Source organism: Candidatus Methylomirabilota bacterium (assembly GCA_036001065.1).
Taxonomy (GTDB): Bacteria; Methylomirabilota; Methylomirabilia; order Rokubacteriales; family CSP1-6; genus MNEF01.
The window spans coordinates 1-20,729 of sequence record DASYUQ010000142.1 but is presented as its reverse complement, the minus strand read 5'-3'; the positions used below and the strand labels follow the sequence as shown (position 1 = coordinate 20,729).

Below are 20,729 nucleotides of genomic sequence, written 5' to 3'. Positions count from 1 at the left end.
GGCGGCCTGAGCCGGGGCGGCGATCCCCCTAGTGCCGTTCCAACTTGTTGATACTAAATCTGTCCACGAACGACGTACACGGTGCCTTCCTAGGCGCGAATAGTTGGAACGGCACTAGGTCTTCAGCCGCGGATCGAGGGCGTCGCGGATGCCGTCGCCGAGCAGGTTGAAGCCGAGCACGGTCAGGAAGATGGCCAGGCCGGGAAAGGCACCCAGCCACGGGGCCTGCTCGAGGTAGCCGCGCCCCGTCGACAGCATGATCCCCCAGCTGGGCGTCGGTGGCTGGGTGCCGAGCCCCAGGAACGAGAGCGCCGCTTCGGTGAGGATCGCGAAGGCGATCGAGAACGACGACTGCACCAGGATGGGCGCCAGGCAGTTCGGCAGGACGTGCAGGCGCATCACGCGGAGGTCGGTCGCGCCCAGCGCCCGCGCCGCCGCCACGAAGTCGTTCTCACGCACCGAGAGGACCTGCCCGCGGAGCAGCCGCGCGAAGTGGGGGACGAAGACGATCCCAATCGCGAAGAGCGCGTGGATGAGCTTCGGACCCAGCACCGCGGTGATGCCCAGGGCCAGGACCAGCGTCGGGAACGACAGGATCACCTCGATGCCCCGCATGATGAGGTCGTCGACGCGGCCGCCGAAGAAGCCCGCCGCCAGGCCCAGGGGCAGGCCGATCGTGAGCGCCACCGCCACCGTGAACAGCCCCGCCTCCAGCGACACGAGGCTGCCGTGAAGGAGGCGGCTCAGGATGTCGCGGCCGATGTCGTCGGTGCCGAACGGATGCCGCCAGGACGGCGGCGACAGCACGTCGGCGAAGTCCGCGGCCACCGGATCGTAGGGGGCGAGCCAGGGCGCCGCCGCGGTCACCAGCAGGAAGACGGCGACCAGCGCGGCCCCCACGAGGCCCACGACGCTCCGGCGGAACTGGCGGAGCGCGATCCGGCTGAGGCTCCCGGCGTCCATGTCAGCGCAGGCGGATGCGCGGATCGAGGTAGGAGTAGACGACGTCCACCACCAGGTTGGAGAGGACGTACCCCACCGCCAGGAAGAGAATGACGCCCTGGACGATGAAGAAGTCGCGGCTGAAGATGGCGTCGATCATCAGCCGTCCCACGCCGGGGAGCGCGAAGAGCGTCTCGGTGATGATGGTGTTGCCGAGCAAGCCGCCGATCTGCAGCCCCACCACGGTCACCACGGCGATCAGCGCGTTCTTCAGCGCGTGCTTGCCGACCACCAGACGCTGGCTCAGCCCCTTGGCCTGCGCCGTCCGCACGTAGTCCTGCCGGAGCACCTCGAGCATCCCCGAGCGGAGCTGCCGCGTCACCAGGGCCGCCAGCGCGGTGCCCAGGGTGATGGCCGGCAGGATCAGCGAGCGCAGGTTGTCGGCGAGGTCGGCCGGGAGCGGCACGAACCCCGAGGGCGGCAGCCATCGCAGGAAAAGGGCGAAGACGTAGATGAGGATCAGGCCCAGCCAGAAGTTGGGCATGGAGAAGCCGACGAGGGCGAACACTGTGCTCATCAGATCCACGCCCGAGTTGCGCTTGACCGCCGAGACGATGCCCATCGGGATGGCGATGGCCAGCGACACCAGGAGCGCGGCGGCCAGCAGCTCCAGCGTCACGGGCAGGCGCTGGAGGATCGCTTCGGTCACCGGCTGATTCGTGCGCAGCGAGCGGCCCAGGTTGCCCTGCAGCGCGCCGCCCAGCCACTCGGCGTATTGGGCGGTGAGCGGTCGATCGAAGCCCAGGCGGGTCCGGAACTGGGCCAGCGTCTCCGGCGTGGCCTCTTCGCCGAGGAAGAGGACGGCGGGATCGCCGGGCAGGACGTGGACGAACGAGAAGACCACCAAGCTCACCAAGAACAGCAGCGGGATCGTCGCGAGCAGGCGGCGGCCGACGAACGTCAGCACGCGTCAGCGCTTCTCGAGCCAGACTCCCTTGAGCCGGATCATGCCGTCCGAGATGTGCTCGAAGCCCTTCACCTGCTCCGCCCACACCTTCACCTCGGCGTCGTGATGGAGCCAGATGTAGGGCGCATCCTCGGCGCCGAGACGCGTGACCTGGGTGTAGAGCGCCTTGCGCTTGGCCTGGTCGGCCTCGCTGCGCGCCTGATCGAGCAGCTCGTCCATCTTCGGATTGCCGTAGCGGACGCGGTTGAGGCCCCCCTTGGAGTGCAGGAACACGTGGGCGTTGCCGTCGGGGTCCGGCCGCCCCGACCAGCCCAGGCGCAGGGCGACGAAGTTGTGGCCGTTCAGATCGGCCAGCAGCTTGCCGAACTCGAGGAGCTCGATCTTCATGTCCACGCCGATCTCCTTGAGCTGGACCTGGATGATCTGGAGCTCCTGGACCTGCGTCGGCTGGTTCCACCCCTTGATCGTGAACGAGAGGCCGTTGGGCATCCCCCCCTCGGCCAGCTTGGCCCTGGCCTTGGCGGGGTCGCGCCGCCAGTCGGTGAAGTCACGATCCTGGGCCCACATGCTCGGCGGGAACGGGCTCCAGGCGGGCCCGCCCTGGTTGTAGTAGACGACGCGCTGGATGACCGGCCGGTCCACCGCGTACCAGATCGCCTGCCGCAGCGCTTTGGCGCTGAACGGCGCCACCTGGTTGTTGAGGTGGATGCCCTGCCACCAGAGGCTCGGGATCTCGCTGACCCGAAGGCCGCGCTCGGCCTTGGCGGCGGCGACGTCTTTGGGGTGGATCTGGTGCATGAAGTCGATCTGGCCCGTGCGCATGGCGGTGAAGCGCACGGACGAGTCGGGGATCGGCCGGTACACCACCTCGTCGAGGTGGGGCAGGCCCTTTTCCCAGTAGCCGTCGAAGCGGCGGAGCGTCAGGTGATCGTCCTTCACCCACTCGACGAAGCGGAAGGGGCCGGTGCCGACGGGGTTGCGCGCGAAATCATCCTTGTACTTCTCGACCGCGGCCCGCGAGACCATCATGCCCGCGCGGTCGCTGAGCACCGACAGGAACGGCGTGAAGGGCGCGCTCAGCGCGATCTCGACCGTGGAGGGGTCGACGACCTTGACGTCCTTGACCGGCGCGATCTCGCTCCGGCGCGGCGAGGCCAGCGCCGGATCGCGCATCCGGTCGAAGTTCCACTTCACGCTCTCGGCGTTGAAGTCGGTGCCGTCGTGAAACTTGACGCCGCGGCGGAGCTTGAAGACGTAGGTGAGCCCGCCGTTCTTGACGTCCCAGGATTGGGCCAGCTGGGGCACGATGCCAAACTTGGAATCGATGTCGACGAGCTTGCCGTAAATGTTGTTGTAGACCTGCCGGTCGACCGCCGCCGTGGAGCGGTGGGGATCCATGGTGGTGTTGTCGGCGTCCATGCCGATCCGGATCGTCCCGCCGCGGACCTGCGCCTGGGCGGGCACCGCCGTCCAATCCGGCGCGGCGAGCGCGCAGACCGCGAGCATCATCGCCAGCGTACGCCAAGCCTTCATCGTCGAACCTCCCTCACGCCGGGGCAGCATCGTACACCATCGGTCGCCTCCGTCGCCATGACGCCGACGGTGCAGACGACGCCCCCAGAACACGCAAGATTTACCCTCGCCCTGCAACGACCTGCCCATCCATTGACACTGTTCTGCATGCGGTGAAAGGCCGATCGGTGAGCCCCGTGAAGCCATCGGTGCGAAAAGCCGCATCCATTTGCGTCGGTAGGAGGCTCCGGCACTCGCCTTGCCTTGACATCCTTCAGACTGCCCTTGCGGGCATCCGAGAAGGAGGCCTTAAATGTTCATCACGCGCTTCGCCATCGCGGTCGCCGCGATCCTGCTGGCCTTCGCGCCGGCCGCGGCCCATCACGGCCACAACCACCGGGGACAGGGCCATCAGCACGACGGCACCCCGGGCGGCACCGTCCCGGCGTTCAACGCCCCTGGTCACTGCAAGCACCACCCCCATGGCTGCGGGACCACGCAGGCCCCGGGGGTCTCGGTCGCGGCGTCAGAGCCGCTCACCCTGCTGGTCGTCGGCGCCGGTCTCGTCGGCGCTGCCGCGCTGCGCCGCCGCCTGAAGTAGTGAACGTCCGGGTGGCCGTCGTCGGCGCGTCCGCCGGCGGCGGCCATCGTTCCCAGCGCCTTCGCCTAACGGTTCGACCAGTCGAACCCGTAGTAGATCCAGTTGCTCTTGTCGGAGGCCACCGAGAGCCCGGCCGCCGTCGCCCGAAATGACCCCTCACCGCACTCGCCCTTCTTCCAGATAAAGCCCTCGGGCAGGTGGACCTCGGCGCGATGTTCTTCCCCGGTCACCGGGTTTTTGAAGGTGCCTCCTCGCCCCTCACCGACGCCCTCGGCGCGAAAGGCGCTCTGGCGGCCCTTGCCTTCGATCGTGATCTTGGCTTTGACGACGCCGAGGACCGTAAAGGTCGTGCCCAGGAGTTCCCAGGGCAGGCCTCCAAGCTTTCCGGTGAAGATCTGGCCGAGAGCCTCCACCTGCTCCTCGCTGGCGGCGGGCTCGACCACGAAGACGGCCTTGCCGTTTCCCTCGTGGATGGCCTTCGGCCAGGCCAAGATGCTGGCGCACTTGACGCGGGCCAGGCGCACGGTGCCGCAGGCCCCGTCCTTGATGTTCAGCCCCACGAACGCCCGACAGCTGCCGTCCTTCGAGTTGGGGAAGCCCCCGAAGTTGCAGCCGCAGCCGAAGTCGCAGTTGCAGAACTCGTAGCCCTGACCTTTCAGGTACCAGCGGGTCTTCTTTCCGGCAGGTGCGGTCGGCACGGGTCACCTCCTGATGAGGATGAGATCGCCCAATGGTTCACGAGCCTGGCGAGGGCGCGGGCCGGACTATAGGATCCCCGCCGACACCCTGTCAAGAAACCTCCCCCTCCGGTGTATCTTCGAGTGGCGTTCAGGAGGGATCGCATGGAGCTCTACGACGTCATGCGCACCACCTTTGCCGTGCGCGAATTCACCGGTGACCTGCTGCCCGACGAAACGCTCTTCAAGATCCTGGACAACGCGCGCTTCGCGCCCAGTGGCGGCAACCGCCAGGGGTGGCGTGTGCTGGTCGTCCGCGATCGCGCCACCCGGGAGGCCCTGGCCGCGCTGGCCGCCCCGGCCGCCAAGCGCTACGCGGCGCAGGTCAAGGCCGGCGAGAACCCCTGGAACACCATCGACCCGACCTCGGTCGACGCCGCCGCCATCGAGCGGACCGCGGCGCCCGCCCGCTTGACGGAGCCGCTGCTGCGGGCGGCGGTGGTCCTCGTGGTCTGCGTCGATCTCAAAGTGGTGGCGTCCACGGACCAGGACCTGGCGAGGGTCGGGGTCGTGAGCGGAGCCTCGGTCTATCCCTTCGCATGGAACATCCTGCTGGCCGCGCGTCAGGAAGGGTTCGGCGGGACCATCACCACGCTGGCGGTGGCCCAGGAACCGAAGCTGCAGGAGCTCCTGGGCATCCCCCGGCACGTGGCCGTGTGCGCGGTCATGCCGCTGGGCCGGCCGGTCAAGCAGCTCACCAAGCTCACGCGCAAGGCCGTCCCGGAGTTCGTGATGCTCGAGCGCTGGGGCGGCCAGCCGCTGACGGCCCGGCGCCGGAACTGAGCCCGAGGCGCGGAATCCACCGCGGCACGGTCTGGCAATACTCGTCGTAGGATCGTCCGAAACTCCGCCTCAGCGTTGGCTCTTCGTACCAGAGGACGAGGACGTGGAGCCACAGCCAGACGACGAGCGCATAGACAAACAGGGCGACGGACTGGAAGACAATGGCCTCCCCCACCAGAACGAATCCGACCCCCAAGTACATGGGGTTCCGCACCATCCGGTACAACCCTCTCGACACCAGCATCCTCGGCGGATCGAGGGGCGCGGGAGTGCCGTTGCCGTCGAAGGCGAAATCCCAGGCGCACCGAAAATAGGTGATCGCGCCGAGCGCGATGGGAAGAATCCCGACCAGCCGGAAGCCACCGCTCTCGTACGAGTCGCGCCACCAGCCGGATGAGAGCAGCAGATAGGGGATGCCGACCGTCACCGTTCCCGGCACGAGGATGATGAAGATCAGCGTCTTGATGATGACCATTGGGGCCGGCATAGTGTAGCCTCCTTCGGCCGGCGCCAGCCCGTCAAGGGCCTGGACCCGAACCTGGATTGACCTGGTCCCTCCAATGGCTGTAGTGTCAAACCGCCTTGCGCCAGAGTGTTGTGGTCGATCCCGACCAGGTCGCCAAGATCCTGACCGCGTTCGTCAACACCACCATCATGGCTCGCGGCCGTTCGATCCAGCCGGACGACGCGTTCGAGGCGGCCGGCGTCGACTCCATGGCCCTGTTGAAGGTCCTCGTCTTCATCGAGGCGACGTTCGGGTTCTGGATGCCTGACCAGGACCTCGTGGAAGAGAACCTCGTCTCCCCCCGGGCCCTGGCGAACTATATCTGCCGGCATCTGTCGGCCTAGCGAGCATCGTGGCCAGCCGTCGGCTCCCGTTGCGTGGCGCGGATCTCGTCCTCATCGCGATGCAGTCGCTCTGGAGGAACGCGGAGCCGAGCAACAACACGCTCCTGGTCGTTCAGTGCGACGGGCCCATCGCCCCCGAGCGGATCCGTCGGGCCCTCGACCGGTTCCTGGATGTGTGCCCCTGGCCCGCGGCGCGCCTCCGGCGTGGCTTCCCGTGGGGCCAGCTGGCCTGGGTTGCCGGCTCGCGCGGCTCGCTCTCGCCCCCACCGGTGCGCCATCGCTCGGTCGAATCGCGCGAAGAGGTTCACCGCGAGCTGGAGGCGGAGCTCAACGCGTCGATCGATCCGCGGCGCGATCCGCCCCTCCGCGCCTTGATCGTCGACTGCGGACGGGACCCAGGCACCGCGCAGGGCTTCCTGGCGTTGACGTGGTGCCACCCCCTCATGGACCCCCGCGGCGGGCAGAACCTCCTGGTGCATCTGGCCCACCTCGACCAGCACGAAGGCCCGGCGCCCTGGGGAGACGCCCTTCCGCAGTTCGTTCCGAGCCCGGAGGCCAGGCCGCTCAGGGAGCGCGGGCGACTGGCCAGCAGGAGCGTCCGCTACATGCGGACCCTGGCGCCCGTGCCTCCAGTCTCCCCGGGAACGGCCCTCACCTCGCCCGGACGCGCCCGCTTCCGGCAAGAGAGCTTCCTGGGGGGCACGACCTCCATGAACGGCTCCCGCGCGACGCGGGAGATCTGCTGGCGGCTCGCCCTGGTGGGCAAGGCCATGGCCGAGCTCTGGGGGCGGCGACATCTGCCCGACGTCCCCTTTCTGCTCCCGATCTCGGTAGACTTGCGGCCCAAGGGCGATCCCGGGCCGACCTTCGGCAACTCGCTCGCCTTCCACTTTGCCCGGTTCAAGCCGTCCGAGACCGCCGATGTCTCGGGCCTGGCCAGGGCTCTACGCCACCAGATGGCGGACGCGCTCCGCAACGGACAGATCGAGGCCAACGCGGTGGCCATGGAGTTTTTGAAATACCGCCCGCTCTCGATGATGCTGCGCAAGCTGCCGTGGACCGCGGGCCGCGAGACCTTCTCCTTCAACTGCGCGGACATGACGGACTTCCCCCCGAGCCTCCAGACTTTGTTCGGCCGGCGCGTCGTGAACGCGTACCATGCCCCGGCCGTCCTCCCCCGCCCCGGAATCGGGGTATTCTTCAATCGCTGTGCGGCCCGGAACAACATCGTCGCCTCCTGGATCGAGGGCGCGGTCGACGAGGACGAGGTGGCGCGGATCGTCGAGGTCATCCGCGAAGGGCTGGGGTGGACCAGAGCCTGATGAACTACGATGTCGTGGTCGTGGGCGGCGGCGCCGCCGGACTGGCCGCCGCCGTGGCGGCCGCGAGCGGCGGCGCGCGCACCGCGCTCGTCGAGCGCTACGGCTTTCTCGGAGGCATGGCTACCGCTGGCATGGTCAGCACGATCTGCGGGCTCTACCGAACTTCGCAGTCCGGGCCTCCGGAGCCGCTCAACGAGGGCTTCCCCGAGCTGTTCGCCCAGCGGCTCAGCGCGATGCCGGGCTGCGAGAAGCCGTCCCGCCGCGGGCCGACCTTCGTCCTCCCCTATTCCCCCTTCGCATTCACGTGCCTGGCTGACGAGCTCACGACCGCGGCCACCGACCTCGACGTCTACCTCCACGCCTACCTCGTGACGGTGGAGACCAGGGAGGGCCGGATCGAATCACTGCGCATCGCCAACTGGGAACGCACCATCGAGCTGAGGGCGGCCGCGGTCGTCGACACGAGCGGCGACGCCGTGGTGGCCAACCGGGCCGGCGCGGCCACGGAGACATCACCGGTGTCCGAACGACAGTTGCCTTCCCTGGTCTTCGCCCTCCAGCAGGTGGACACCGCGGCCCTGGGAACGGGCGCCCGTCTGGCGCTGCTCCGGGCCCTGGTGGCCGCCGAGCGCGAGGGGCTGCTGCCCAAAGGCTCCTCGAATCTCGCCCTGCGGCCGTCGCCCCAGCCCGGGGAGGTCATCTGCAAGCTGGCCCTGGGCGGAATCGTGAACGAGCTCTCGGAGGGCCGCGACCTGATGACGGTGGCCGAGCAGGAAGGGCGAAAGCGCGCGCTGGCCGTCACCGAGTTCCTCCGGACGATGCCCGCGTTCGCGCGAGCGTTCGTGTCCCACACCGCGCCCCAGGTCGGCGTTCGCGAGAGCCGCCGCGTGATCGGCCGCTATCAGCTCACGCGCGAGGACGTCCTGTCCGGACGCACGTTCGAGGACGGTGTGGCCCGGGCGAGCTGGCCCATCGAGCTGTGGGTGGAGGGACAGCTCGGAGCGACCTACGAGTATCTGGAGGACGGGCAGACCTATGACATCCCGCGCCGCTGCCTCCAGGCGCGCGACTTCGGCAACCTCTTCGTGGCAGGCCGCTGCATGAGCGCTACGCATGACGCCCTGGGCTCCGCCCGCGTGATCGGAACCTGTCTGGCGATGGGGGAAGCGGTCGGGGTGATGGCCGCCCGCGTGGCCGAGGGGCGATAGTGGCACGATGAACCTGGCGGAGTTCCTCTACTCCGCGGCGGAGCGGCACGCGGGCCGTCCGGCGGCGACCGACGTGCGCTCGGGCCGCTCGCTGAGCTACGGAGAGCTCGCTCGAGAGGCGGAGCGGGTCGCCACGTTTCTGGTCGCCCAGGGCGTCGAGCCGGGCCAGCGCATCGGACTCCTGGCCCCGAACGGTCTGGCCTACCTGCCCGCCGCCTTCGGCCTGCTGGCCACCGGCGCCTGCCTGACCCCGCTGGCCACCAATCTCACGCCCGCGGAGCTGGCGCGGATCTTCCGGGAGGTCGACGTGAACGGCTGCCTGTCCTGGCCCAAGGCGGCTCCGCTGCCGGATGGGCAGAGCCCCGCGATCCTGTCGGGCGGCGCGGGCGACGGGTTCACGTTCCAGTGGACCAATCGCGGCGCGGAGGGCGCCGCGGGGTTCCGGCAGTTGAATCCGGCCTTCGTGCGGTTCACGTCCGGGACCACCGCCAGCAGCAAAGGGGTCGTGCTGTCCCACGAGGCCACCGCCGCCCGGATCGAGGCCGCCGACCGCGTGCTCCGCCTGAGCGAGGAGGACCGTATCCTCTGGGTGCTGCCGCTGGCCTATCACTTCGCGGTGACCATCGTGGCCTACGTGAGAGCCGGGGCGCACATGCTGATGTGCCCCGACACGCTGCCCGGGGCGCTGGTCGACGCGATCCAGCGATTTCGAGCCAGCGTGTTCTATGCCTCCCCGCTCCACTTCGAGCGGATGGGAAACCTGAAGCCGGCGCCGCTGGCGAGCGTACGCCTGACCCTCTCCACCAGCGCCCCCATCACGGCCGCCGTGATGGAGCGCTTCGAATCGGTCTACGGCGTCGCGGTCGGCCAGGCCTACGGGATCATCGAGGCGGGCCTGCCCTGCATCAATCTGAGATCCGACGGGCTCCCGGCCACCTCCGTGGGCCGCCCCGTTCCCGGCTACGACGTCGCCGTCTTCTCGGATGAGGGCGAACGTCTGGCCAGGGGGGCGCTGGGAGAAATCGCGGTGCGCGGCGACGGCCTCTTCTCCGCGTACTATGCCCCGTGGGTGCTTCGCGACCAGATCACCCAGGACGGCTGGTTCCTGACCGGCGACATCGGCTGGCGGGATGAGGCTGGCGCTCTCCACCTCAAGGGCCGCAAGAAGACCGTCATCTTCGTGGCGGGCCTGAAGTTCTTCCCCGAGGAGGTGGAGGAGTGCATCAACCAGTTCCCGGGGGTCAAGGAGTCCAGGGTGTACGGCCGGCCACACGCCCACCTGGGCGCGGTGCCCTGCGCGGAGGTCGTCCTGGACTCGCCCGGCTGCGACCTGGCTGCGCTCAGCGCCCATTGCTCCCGCGCCCTCTCCACGTACAAGGTGCCCCTCGAGTTCACGGTGGTCGAGGCCCTGCCCAAGACGCCGGGAGGCAAGATCCTCCGAGGGCCGGCGATGCCGGACGCGGCCGCGATGCGCGTCGAGCGTCCGTAGCCCGCTGATGAGCACCCTCCGCGATTCCGCGCGGCGAGCGGGCGCGTCCTCCGCCCTGAGCGTGGCGATCGTCGGCGCCGGCCCGGCCGGATCCGCGCTGGCCATTCTCCTCGCGCGCCAGGGGGCCGACGTCACGCTGTTCGACCACGGCCGGCACCCGGCGTTGCTGGTCGGAGAGTCCCTCGTGCCCGCCGTGGTGCCGATCTTGAAGCGTCTGGACATCGAGCAGGAGACGGCGGAGCTCGGCCTCCTCAAGCCCGGCGTCTCCTTCGCCTGGTCGCCCGCCGATCGCTTCAGCTTCAGGTTCGCGCGCTTCGCTCCGGCGGTTCCGCCGTACGCCTACAACATCCCGCGCCCACGATTCGACGAGGCATTGCTGGCCAAGGCGGTCGCCTCCGGGGTTCACAAGGTCGTGGCTCACGCCCGGCTGGAGCCCGCCGCCCCCGACGGGACGGGAGCCGAGCTCACGCTGAGCCGCGACACCGTGGCGGCGGCGCCCTCGCTCCAGGGTCGACAGCCGGACCTCATCGTCGACGCCACCGGGCGCGCCCGGCAGGCCGCCCGGGCTCTGAACATCCCGGCCCGGGTCGGCCCGCGCAACGACGTCGCGCACTTCGCTCACTACGAAGGCTTCCGCTGGGACGAGGAGCCGGGTCAGGTGCTGATTGCGCGCCTCCACGCGGGCTGGAGCTGGCGCATCCCGCTCAAGGACCGGCTCTCCGTGGGAATCGTGCTGGGCCGGGAGGATGCCGCCAGCCTGGGCCGCACTCCGGAGGAGCGGCTCGAACGGGCCATCGCGGTCGACCCCTGGCTCTCCTCGACCGCCGGAGGAGGCAAGCGGGTGACCCCCGTGGCCACCTACTCCAACTACCAGCTGATCTCGGAACGGGGAGCCGGGCCCGGATGGGTGATGGTGGGAGACGCCTTCGGCTTCGTGGATCCGATGCTCTCCCCCGGCGTCTTCCTCGCGCTGCGCTCGGCGGAGCTGGTCGCCGACGCCCTGATCCCCTTCGTGCGGCGCCGAGCGATTCCTTTGCCGGCCGAGCTGGCCTTCGCGCTCCGCTCGTATGTCAATGTCCAGACCGCTATGCTGGACGCCTGGATGGAGCTCGTCGCCTATCTCTACGACGGGCGCATGCTGGCGCTCCTGCGCTCCGGGCGCGGTTTGACGCAGGAGCGACCGGGCTTCGTCGCGAGCGCGGCCCAGAATCACATCGAGCGGCACGTCGCGCTGCAGGCCTCCGGAGTGGGTACGACGTCAGGCTACAGCCGGCGCCTGCTGCGCTTCCTGGGGCGCTACGGGCTGCGGGGGGTCGATCCCGCCGATCTGGCCATCCGGTGAAGGGCGCGATCGATGGCACCGGAGGCTCTTGACACCACCCGGCCTCCGGCGTAGTTTCCCGCCCTAGTGCCGTTCCAACTATTCGCGCCTAGGAAGGCACCGTGTACGTCGTTCGTGGACAGATTTAGTATCAACAAGTTGGAACGGCACTAGCCGGGGCAACGATGAGACGACGCCTGTTCCTGGTAGCTCAGCACCACGAGGCGCTCTACGACTGGGCGCTGCAGGAGCTGTCCGACAACGAGCACCTCCAGGTGATCCGTGATCGCCGTTTTGGCGAGCGTCGCCAGGGCCAAGGTGCGACAGACTCCGAGCGGCGCCGTGGCGATCGGCGGCTCCTCCGGCCTAACGTGGACGCCGAGTTGGCGGCGCGCGGTCACGCGGTCGTCTTCCTCACCGAGTAGGGGCGTCGCGAACAGCACCGCCGGCAGCACCGGCGAGGCCCTCCGGTGCCAAGCCATGGCCTTCTGAACCCCCGATCCTCCGCGTCGGCGCTCGATCGGTGGCGCGGGCGAGTTCGCGCTCCGGCGCCGCGTCAATTTTGCAATGCGGACGACCGCGCTGCGAACCTCGTCGAGCTTCCCGGCGAAAACGATCTCGGCCTACTCGATGGTGAGTCGCCTTGCCTCGCGCGACCGCGGCGAAGTCCTGCGCTGTCGGCACCGCCCTTGCACCTCAGGAGTCGCCGACATCGCTCGTAATGGGGGAGGCGACATGGCCACGATCGAGAAATCCATCGAGGTAGACGTGCCGGTGACCACGGCCTACAACCAGTGGACGCAGTTCGAGGAGTTCCCCAAGTTCATGGACGGCGTCAAGGCGGTCGAGCAGCTCGACGACAAGCGGCTGCGGTGGCGGGCCGAGATTGGCGGGCGCGAGAAAGAGTGGGAGGCGGAGATCACCGAACAGCGCCCGGACGAACGCATCGCGTGGCGCAACCGTGAGGGGGCGCACAACGCGGGGGTCGTGACCTTCCACCGCCTCAGCGACTCGCGCTCCAAGGTGATGCTCCAGCTCGAGTACGACCCCGAAGGCGCGGTGGAAAACGTCGGCGACGCTATCGGCGTCGTGTCGAGCAGGGTCGAGGGGGATCTGGAACGCTTCAAGGAGTTCATCGAGGCGCGCGGCCGGGAGACCGGCGCCTGGCGTGGAGAGATCCCGCCGGATCATCGGCGGCCCAGCGCCGCGTAGCATCGTCGAAAGGATGGCGGAGGGCGAGGGATTCGAACCCCCAAGGGGCGTGCGCCCCGGTGGATTTCAAGTCCACTGCCTTACCAGTTGAGGCTAGCCCTCCAGGCCAAGCCTGATCGTTAGTTACGATACACCACCGAATTCCGAGGGGATGGCAGTTTCGGCGGCTTGACGGCGCCGCGAATCGGAGGACACTAGGGGCGACACCGCCAAGCGGGCGGTGGGAGGGACGCCGATGGAGCGCGCTCGCCCTCTCCTCATCATGGCCGTGGTGGGGCTCGTCCTTCTGCCGAGTTCAGCGTGGGCAGGGGGGCGGGGTCAGCGTGGGGGTGTGGTTGTCGTCTCCCCTCGCGGCCGCGTTGTCGTTGCTTCGCCCAGCCCGGTGGTCGTTCGTCCAGGACCGAGAATCTTTGTGGCGCCGACACCGAGCGTCGTCACGACCATTGTTCCCCGGCACCACTTCTTTGTTCCCCGGCAGCACTTCTTCCCCAAGTTTGGGGCACCAGCGATCGTGACCGGCCCGTTCTTCCCGGTCGTCGTCTCCGCACCGCCAGTCATCGTGTCCGCGCCGCCGATCGTATACGCCCAGCCGCCGCCCGTCGTCTATGCCCAGCCGCCCGTCGTGAGTGTGGCGCCGGCTCCCCCGCCCATACCAACTGTCATCGAGCATCCAACCGGGTGGTACCAGCTCCGCGGAGATGGCGTCACGACCCCGTACGTGTGGGTCTGGATTCCGAAGCCACCTCCCCCTCCTCCATCCGAGGCGCCAGCGGGCGTGCCTCCAGAGCCGCCGTCCAAAGCGCCGCCGGCCGACTCGTCCTCGATGCCGCCCGCGCAGCCGCGATCATCCGCGTCCCCAGGCGAAATCTACCGTTGGACCGACGAGGAGGGCGAGGCGCACTGGACCGATCGCCTGAACAACATTCCGGAGCGTTATCGCGCCAACGCGCAACGGTGGTCATGAGACCGGCCGGGCGCGCGGGGCGCCGCTGACGCTGGACGCTCGAGGAGTATATCCGCCTCAGCGCGGCGAGGGTGCGCTGTAGCTCGGCGGAGCGGAACTGAGGGGCGGCGGAGGCGGGGGCGGTGGATTGGGAATCCACACCCAGTGATAGGCGACCGTGACCCCATCGCCTCGTAGCTCATACCGGCCGTGCGGGTACTGGACGACCGTCGGCATGGGCGCAGGCGGTTGAATGGCCACGTACTGATTCGGGTAGACGGAATACCCGCTCGGATACGCGTAGACCGGCGCAGCGTAGATCACGGCGGGCTGGCTCACGATGACCGGCGCTGCGTACACGGGCCGCGCATAGAGCGCCGGAGCGAAGAGCTGGTTGAAGACGGCGAACGAGGCCAGCCCGAGGGCGATCTTGGCGGCACTGCCGGCCTGAGCGGCGGGCGCGGCCAGCGCGACGAGAAGGACCGCGACGAGCAGGACAGCGACCGTTCGGCGCATATCACATCTCCTGACCCCGGATCATACACCTTAATCCCACGCCAACGCACCGGCCGGAAGGCCACGAGGTCGCGGCCGCCTCGCTCCGAGCTAAGCTAGAGTCGGGGCGGCCCCGATGGCCGCCCGCGGGGTGGCGTCAGGTACAGGGCGAGCAGGTGATCGAGATATTGAAGATTCAGGGGCTTGGGAGCGTAGGACACGGCCCCGTGCTCCAGGGTGGCCGCGGTCGCCGTCATGTCGGCCGTCCCGGTCAGCATGATGACCGGAATCCGCGGATCGATCGCGCGGATCTGCTTGAGCACCTCCACCCCGTTCATCTCCGGCATCTCGATGTCCAGAATGACCAGGTCGGGACGCTGGCCGCGCACCACCCGGAGGCCGTCGGGGCCGTTCCCGGCCGTCTCCACGATGTAGGTGTTCTGGGCGAAGTGGGTGTCGATGTACTCGCGCAGGACGTCGACCAGCGCGGCATCGTCGTCGATGATCAGGATGCGCTTGGGGGCGTCGGCCACTGATTGAAGTCTAGCAGAAGAGCGACTGATCGAGGGCGGCGGGAGACGACAGGCGGCCGGCGTCGACGATCGCCCGGAGCAGGCGCGCCAGCAGCGCGCGAACTTCGCCCAGGTGGCCGTCGATGTCGTCCGGCGAGAGCAGCTCGCTCAGGAGCACCCGCGCGCGCGTGGCCTCGAGATCGGTGACGCGCTCGTAGAGCTCGCGGCGTCCAGGCCCGTGCGGCTCGAGGGCGGCGGCGACCCGACCGGCCAGGCGGCCACGCTGTTCCACGTTGCACGCCATCAATGCCTCACTCCCGGCCCAGAGCTTCACCGCCGCCAGCCGCGGGTTGGCCTCCCGACGGTGGGTGGCCAGCGCGTCGAGGGCCAGCCGGAAGCGCGGGGCTTCCAGGAGATCGGCGAGGCCGGGCAGTCGCGGCCACACCCACTCGAGATCGGCGGCGGTGACGATGGTCGGTCCACCGACACGCCGGACCTGGGCGACGTCCTCGAGCAGACCGGCCGTGCAGCGACCGTCCACGATGGCGGCGATCGTCGACCAGGAATAATCGGCAAACGCGGGAAGGACCAGCTCGCCGCCCGTCCGGATGCGGAGGGCCGCCACGATCAGCACCGCGAGATTCATCGCCACCGGGAGCGTCGCGCCCAGCTTACGCTCCACGACCAGCTCGTAGCGCAGCGCCGGCATGTAGCGGCCGAGAGCGGCGAAGAGCCGCGGCTCGCGCAGCGCGGCGGCCAGCTCGGCTTCGGTGGGCGGATCGACGACGCGCACCAGGCGCGCGGCCGGATCGAACGCGAACTGCTCGAGCTCGCTCTCGAGCCCCGGCAGCGCGAAGTACCAGCACTCGCCGGACAGGCCGGCGAGGCGGGCCGCGGCCCGCGCCCGGCGCTCGCCGAGCGGGGTCGGCGTTACCCCACCGGCGTCAGGCGCTCGAGCCCATCCATGTAGGGGCGGAGCGCCGCAGGGATCGTCACGGTCCCGTCCCCCTCCTGATAATTCTCGAGCACGGCGATCAGCGTGCGGCCCACGGCGAGCCCGGAGCCGTTGAGCGTGTGGCAATACTCGGCCCGGCCCCCGCCGTGGGGACGAAAGCGGATCTCCGACCGCCGCGCTTGGTACGCCTCGCAGTTCGAGCACGAGGAGATCTCGCGATACCTGCCCTGCCCCGGCAGCCAGACCTCGAGATCGTAGGTCATGGCCGCGTTGGGGCCGAGGTCGCCGGTGCAGAGCGCGACGACCCGATACGGGATCTCCAGGCGCCGCAGGACCTCCTCGGCATTGCCGGTCATCGATTCCAGCTCGTCGTAGGATTGCGCCGGCGTCGTGACCTTCACCAGCTCCACCTTATCGAACTGGTGCTGCCGGATCATGCCCTTCGTGTCCTTGCCGTAGGTGCCCGCTTCCCGCCGGTAGCAAGGGGTGAAGGCGACATAGCGGCGGGGCAGGGTCCGCTCGGGCAGGAACTCCCCGGCGTGCAGCGCCGTGAGCGGCACTTCCGCGGTGGGGATCAGGTAGAGCGTCCGGTTCTCCTCGGGCTCGCTCGTCTTGAAAAGGTCCTCCTCGAATTTCGGCAGTTGCCCGGTGCCGAGCATCGTCTGGGCGTTCACCAGGTGCGGCACCCAGACCTCGGTGTAGCCGTGCTCGCGCGTGTGCAGGTCCAGCATGAGCTGGATGAGCGCGCGCTCGAGCCGGGCGGCCGCGCCCCAGAGCACGGTGAAGCGGGCCTTGGCGATCTTCCCCGCCCGCTCGAAGTCGAGACCCAGCGTCTCCCCCAGCACCTCGTGCGGTTTCGGCGGGAACGGAAACCGCCGGGGCTCGCCCCACCGGCGGACCTCACGGTTGTCCTCGGCGGAGGCGCCCACGGGCACGGAAGGGTGCGGGAGGTTGGGGAGCTGGAGCACCAGGCGCTCGATCTCGTCGTCGATGGCCTTGGTGTCGGCGTCGAGCGTCTTGATCCGGTCGGCGACCTCGCGCATCCGCCCCTGCTCGGCGGCGGCATCCTCGCCGCGCCGCTTGGCCTGGCCGATCGCCTCGGAGGCGCGGTTGCGGAGGGCCTTGAGCTCCTCGGCGTCTTTGATCAGCCGCCGGCGCTCGGCGTCGCGGGCGAGCAGCTCCTTGATGAGCGCGGCGGCGCTGCCGCCGCGGGTGGCCAGCGCCCGCTCGACCGCTTCCGGTTGCTCGCGGATCAGCCGCAAATCCAGCACGGCTGCTACTGCGCTTCGGGAGTGGTCTGTTCGCCTTCCACGCGCGCGACCGAGCCGACCCGGTCGTCGGCCTCCAGCTCGATGATGCGCACGCCCCACGTGTTCCGGCCCTGCGAGGAGACGTCGGGGGCCTGGATGCGGATCAGCTTGCCCTTGGTGGTGACGACCAGAATATCGTCCTCGTCGCGGATCTGCAGCATGCCCACCACGTTGCCGTTCCGGCCCCCCGTCTTGATGTCGATGATCCCCTTGCCGGCCCGGCCTTGCAGCCGGTACTCCTCCAGAGGCGTTCGCTTTCCGTACCCTCGTTCCGTGACGGTAAGGATGGTCACACCCTCCTGCACCACCTCGGCCGCGATGACCTCGTCGCCCTCGTCCAGCTCGATGCCGCGAACTCCGGCGGCGCCCCGCCCCATCGGGCGCGCCTCCTCCTCGGTGAACCGGATGGCCATGCCAAGCTTGGTGGCGATCATCACCTCGCGCCGCCCGTCGGTCCGCCGGGCCGCCATCACCTCGTCGCCGTCGTCCAGGCCGATGGCCTGGATGCCGCCGGCGCGCGGGTGCGAGTAGGCCTCCAGCTCCGTCTTCTTCACCTTGCCCTGCTTGGTGACGAAAAGGATGTAGCCCCCGGCCGCGAAGTCGCGCACGGGCACGCAGGTCGCCACCCGCTCGCCCTCGCCCAGCGACAGGAGGTTGACCATCGCCTTGCCCTTGGCCTGGCGCCCGCCCTCGGGGATCTCGTACACTTTGAGCCAGTGGACCTTGCCGAGGTTCGTGAAGAAGAGCAGGTACGAGTGGGTGGAGGCGACGAAGAGGTCTTCGACGATGTCCTCCTCTTTCGTCTCCATGCCGGTGACGCCCTTGCCGCCGCGCCGCTGGCTCCGGTACGACTCGATGTGGGTGCGCTTGATGTAGCCGGAGCGGGTGATGGTGACCACCATCTCCTCGTCGGCCAGGAGATCTTCGATCGTGAGCTCGGCCGTTTCCGTCAGAATCTCCGTCCGGCGGGCGTCCCCGTACTCTTCCTTGAGAGCCAGCAGCTCCTGCTTGATGATGGCCATCAGTTTCGCGTCGGAGGCGAGGATGCCCGTCAGCTCCTGGATCAGCGCCAGCGTCTGCTCGTGCTCCTCGACCACCTTGTGGCGCTCGAGCTGGGTCAGGCGCTGCAGCCGCATGTCCAGGATGGCCTTGGCCTGGATCTCGCTGAGCTCCAGGCGGCTCATCAGCGCTTCCTTGGCGGCGTCGGGGCTCTCGGCCTGGCGGATCAGGCGGATGACCTGGTCGAGGTGCTCCACCGCCTTGCGGAGGCCCGCCAGCACGTGGGCTTTTTCCTCGGCCCGGGTCAGGTCGAAGCGCGTCCTCCGTGTGACGATCTCGCGGCGGAAGCGGACGAAGGCCTCCAGCATCTCCTTGAGGTTGACGATCTGGGGCCGCCGGTCGACCAGGGCCAGCATGATGACGCCGAAGGTCGTCTGCATCTGGGTGTGCTTGTGGAGCTGGTTCAGGATGATCTGGGGAATCTCCCCACGGCCCAGCTCGAGCACGACGCGGATGCCCTCCCGATTCGACTCGTCACGGATCTCCGAGATGCCATCGATCTTCTTCTCCGCGCTGAGCTCGGAGATCTTTTCGATCAGGCCCGCCTTGTTCACCTGGTAGGGCAGCTCGGTGATGATGATGGCCTCGCGCCCGCCCCGCATCTTCTCGGCGTGCGCCTTGGCCCGGAGCGTGATCGTGCCCCGGCCCGTGGTGTACGCCTCGCGGATCCCGCCAGGGCCGTAGATGTAGCCCCGGGTCGGGAAGTCGGGGCCCTTGACCACCCCCATGAGCTGCTCGATCGACGTGGCGGGGTCGTCGATCAGCATGACCAGCGCGTCGACGATCTCGGAAAGGTTGTGGGGCGGGATGTTCGTCGCCATGCCGACCGCGATGCCCGCCGAGCCGTTGACGAGGAGGTTGGGCACGCGCGTGGGCAGGACGACCGGCTCCTGGAGCGACTCGTCGAAGTTGGGGACGAAGTCGACGGTCTCCTTGTCGATGTCGGCGAGCATCTCGTGAGCGATCTTGGCCAGGCGGACCTCGGTGTAACGCATGGCCGCCGGCGGGTCGCCGTCGATCGAGCCGAAGTTGCCCTGCCCGTCGACCAGCGGATAGCGGAGAGAGAACTCCTGCACCATCCGCACCAGCGCCTCGTAGACCGGCGAGTCGCCGTGGGGATGGTACTTGCCGAGGACCTCGCCCACCACGCGGGCGGCTTTCTTGTACGCGCGGTTCCAGTTGAGCCCCAGCTCGTTCATCGCGTAGAGGACCCGCCGATGCACGGGCTTGAGGCCGTCGCGAATGTCGGGGAGCGCCCGGCCGACGATGACGGACATGGCGTAGTCCAGGTAGGACTTCCGCATTTCCTCTTCGATCGGGACCGGGACCTGGCGTTCGTTCGGCATCGTGCTCCTGCTTATCGATCGGGCATCCGGAGCCCCGCGTGCTCGGTCAGGCCACCCTCGGTTCGAGGCGAGCTCGCGTCACCCGCTACAATCAGATGTCGAGGTTGGCGACGTCCAGCGCGTGCTTCTCGATGAACTCGCGCCGCGGCTCGACGGCGTCGCCCATGAGGACCGTGAACATCTCGTCGGCGCCCACCGCGTCTTCCATCGTGACCTTGAGCAGCGTCCTCGTCTCCGGGTTCATCGTCGTCTCCCAGAGTTGCTCGGGATTCATCTCGCCCAACCCCTTGTAGCGTTGGACGCTGGCCCCGGCGCGCGACAGCTCCAGCGCCGCGCCCAACAGCTCCTCGACGCTCTTGACCTGGCGCTCCCGCCCCTCGCCCTCGCTCACCGTCGTGGAGCCTTTGGCGAGCGGCGCCACCTTGTCCCAGAGCTCCAGCAGCGTCGCGTAGTCGGCGGACTTGAACAGATCGGTGCTGAACGACACGGTGGGGGGGCCGGCGATCGTCACCGTGTGGCCGTCGCCGTTGTCGCCGTTCTGGACGTGCACGGTAAAGCCGTTAACGGCCGCCGCGGCCGCCACCAGCGCCTCGCCGATTTCGGCGTGGCCGACGCCGCGCTTCGTTCCCCGGAACTTCGTGCGGAGCAGCTCCCGGAGGATCGGCGCCGGCACCCCCCGCTTGACCAGCTTACCGAAGAGCGCCTGGAATTCGGCGGCCCCGCGCAGCAGCTCCAGCAGCGGCTCGCCGGTGAGCGGTGCCCTCGTCCCCGGCACCTTCACGCTGGCCGTCTCCACCCACGTCGTGAGGAAGAAGTCCTGGAACTCGCGCTCGGACATCAGGTACTTCTCGACCTTGCCCTTCTTCACCTTGAACAGCGGCGGCTGGGCGATGTAGAGGTGGCCCCGCTCGATCACCGCCACCATGTGGCGGAAGAAGAAGGTGAGCAGCAGCGTCCTGATATGGGCGCCGTCGACGTCGGCGTCCGTCATCAGGATGATCTTGTGGTAGCGGAGCTTGGCGACATCGAACTCCTCGGGCCCGATGCCCGTCCCCATCGCCGAGATGAGGAGGCGGATCTCGTTGTGGGAGAGGACCTTGTCGTAGCGGGCCTTCTCCGCGTTGATGATCTTGCCGCGCAGCGGCAGCACGGCCTGGGTCCGCCGG

20 protein-coding genes and 1 tRNA gene are annotated in these 20,729 nt (G+C 68.8%); 9 read left to right on the top strand and 12 right to left on the bottom strand.

Annotation, left to right across the window (positions count from 1 at the left end; all coding sequences use genetic code 11):
• Positions 1–114: 114 nt before the first annotated feature.
• From VGV13_14080 to VGV13_14070, 3 genes are read right to left on the bottom strand one after another with little or no spacing between them, the layout of a single operon-like run.
• Positions 115–963 (bottom strand): ABC transporter permease, encoded by an 849-nt coding sequence (locus tag VGV13_14080; GenBank protein ID HEV8642224.1) that lies wholly within the window; start codon positions 961–963, stop codon positions 115–117.
• 1 nt (position 964) lies between these two features.
• Positions 965–1,909, bottom strand: coding sequence for an ABC transporter permease (locus VGV13_14075; GenBank protein ID HEV8642223.1), 945 nt, complete (start codon positions 1,907–1,909; stop codon positions 965–967).
• A gap of 3 nt (positions 1,910–1,912) precedes the next feature.
• Complete coding sequence (locus tag VGV13_14070) at positions 1,913–3,442, bottom strand: ABC transporter substrate-binding protein (protein HEV8642222.1); 1,530 nt, start codon at positions 3,440–3,442, stop codon at positions 1,913–1,915.
• A 292-nt stretch (positions 3,443–3,734) separates the two neighbouring features.
• On the opposite strand from VGV13_14070, the gene VGV13_14065 reads away from it, so the two are divergent.
• Complete coding sequence (locus tag VGV13_14065) at positions 3,735–4,022, top strand: hypothetical protein (GenBank protein ID HEV8642221.1); 288 nt, start codon at positions 3,735–3,737, stop codon at positions 4,020–4,022.
• A 65-nt stretch (positions 4,023–4,087) separates the two neighbouring features.
• Here VGV13_14065 and VGV13_14060 read toward each other — a convergent pair whose 3' ends face one another.
• Positions 4,088–4,720 (bottom strand): DUF1326 domain-containing protein, encoded by a 633-nt coding sequence (locus VGV13_14060; protein ID HEV8642220.1) that lies wholly within the window; start codon positions 4,718–4,720, stop codon positions 4,088–4,090.
• Between the two features lie 144 nt (positions 4,721–4,864).
• On the opposite strand from VGV13_14060, the gene VGV13_14055 reads away from it, so the two are divergent.
• Entirely contained in the window at positions 4,865–5,542 is a 678-nt protein-coding gene (locus VGV13_14055; protein ID HEV8642219.1) for a nitroreductase family protein, read from the top strand.
• On the opposite strand, the gene VGV13_14050 is transcribed toward VGV13_14055, so the two are convergent.
• Positions 5,463–6,029, bottom strand: coding sequence for an isoprenylcysteine carboxylmethyltransferase family protein (locus VGV13_14050; protein HEV8642218.1), 567 nt, complete (start codon positions 6,027–6,029; stop codon positions 5,463–5,465). The genes VGV13_14055 and VGV13_14050 overlap by 80 nt on opposite strands.
• Before the next feature lie 95 nt (positions 6,030–6,124).
• Between VGV13_14050 and VGV13_14045 the strand changes: the two genes are divergently transcribed.
• From VGV13_14045 to VGV13_14015, 7 genes are all read left to right on the top strand, one after another.
• Complete coding sequence (locus tag VGV13_14045; protein HEV8642217.1) at positions 6,125–6,391, top strand: acyl carrier protein; 267 nt, start codon at positions 6,125–6,127, stop codon at positions 6,389–6,391.
• An 8-nt stretch (positions 6,392–6,399) separates the two neighbouring features.
• Entirely contained in the window at positions 6,400–7,713 is a 1,314-nt protein-coding gene (locus tag VGV13_14040; protein ID HEV8642216.1) for a hypothetical protein, read from the top strand.
• Positions 7,698–8,921, top strand: coding sequence for an FAD-dependent oxidoreductase (locus tag VGV13_14035; GenBank protein ID HEV8642215.1), 1,224 nt, complete (start codon positions 7,698–7,700; stop codon positions 8,919–8,921). Before VGV13_14040 ends, VGV13_14035 begins: the two co-directional genes overlap by 16 nt.
• A gap of 7 nt (positions 8,922–8,928) precedes the next feature.
• Complete coding sequence (locus VGV13_14030) at positions 8,929–10,410, top strand: class I adenylate-forming enzyme family protein (GenBank protein HEV8642214.1); 1,482 nt, start codon at positions 8,929–8,931, stop codon at positions 10,408–10,410.
• A 7-nt stretch (positions 10,411–10,417) separates the two neighbouring features.
• The gene (locus tag VGV13_14025) at positions 10,418–11,752 is read left to right on the top strand and encodes an NAD(P)/FAD-dependent oxidoreductase (GenBank protein HEV8642213.1); all 1,335 of its coding nucleotides are present in this window, start codon (positions 10,418–10,420) and stop codon (positions 11,750–11,752) included.
• 164 nt (positions 11,753–11,916) lie between these two features.
• Complete coding sequence (locus VGV13_14020) at positions 11,917–12,156, top strand: hypothetical protein (protein ID HEV8642212.1); 240 nt, start codon at positions 11,917–11,919, stop codon at positions 12,154–12,156.
• Between the two features lie 310 nt (positions 12,157–12,466).
• The gene (locus VGV13_14015; GenBank protein ID HEV8642211.1) at positions 12,467–12,943 is read left to right on the top strand and encodes an SRPBCC family protein; all 477 of its coding nucleotides are present in this window, start codon (positions 12,467–12,469) and stop codon (positions 12,941–12,943) included.
• A gap of 14 nt (positions 12,944–12,957) precedes the next feature.
• Here VGV13_14015 and VGV13_14010 read toward each other — a convergent pair.
• The 7 genes from VGV13_14010 to VGV13_13980 all read right to left on the bottom strand — a co-directional run.
• Positions 12,958–13,046: transfer RNA gene (locus VGV13_14010), tRNA-Ser, on the bottom strand.
• A gap of 918 nt (positions 13,047–13,964) precedes the next feature.
• Positions 13,965–14,402 carry a hypothetical protein gene (locus VGV13_14005; GenBank protein ID HEV8642210.1) on the bottom strand — a complete coding sequence of 146 codons (438 nt, stop codon included), beginning with the start codon at positions 14,400–14,402 and terminating at the stop codon, positions 13,965–13,967.
• Positions 14,403–14,497: 95 nt separating this feature from the next.
• Positions 14,498–14,914, bottom strand: coding sequence for a response regulator (locus tag VGV13_14000; GenBank protein ID HEV8642209.1), 417 nt, complete (start codon positions 14,912–14,914; stop codon positions 14,498–14,500).
• A 10-nt stretch (positions 14,915–14,924) separates the two neighbouring features.
• Positions 14,925–15,686 carry a hypothetical protein gene (locus VGV13_13995; GenBank protein ID HEV8642208.1) on the bottom strand — a complete coding sequence of 254 codons (762 nt, stop codon included), beginning with the start codon at positions 15,684–15,686 and terminating at the stop codon, positions 14,925–14,927.
• Between the two features lie 137 nt (positions 15,687–15,823).
• Positions 15,824–17,119 carry a serine--tRNA ligase gene (gene serS, locus VGV13_13990; GenBank protein HEV8642207.1) on the bottom strand — a complete coding sequence of 432 codons (1,296 nt, stop codon included), beginning with the start codon at positions 17,117–17,119 and terminating at the stop codon, positions 15,824–15,826.
• A 5-nt stretch (positions 17,120–17,124) separates the two neighbouring features.
• Entirely contained in the window at positions 17,125–19,563 is a 2,439-nt protein-coding gene (gyrA, locus tag VGV13_13985; protein HEV8642206.1) for a DNA gyrase subunit A, read from the bottom strand.
• A gap of 91 nt (positions 19,564–19,654) precedes the next feature.
• The coding region (locus tag VGV13_13980; GenBank protein ID HEV8642205.1) for a toprim domain-containing protein at positions 19,655–20,729 on the bottom strand (1,075 nt) is incomplete at its 5' end.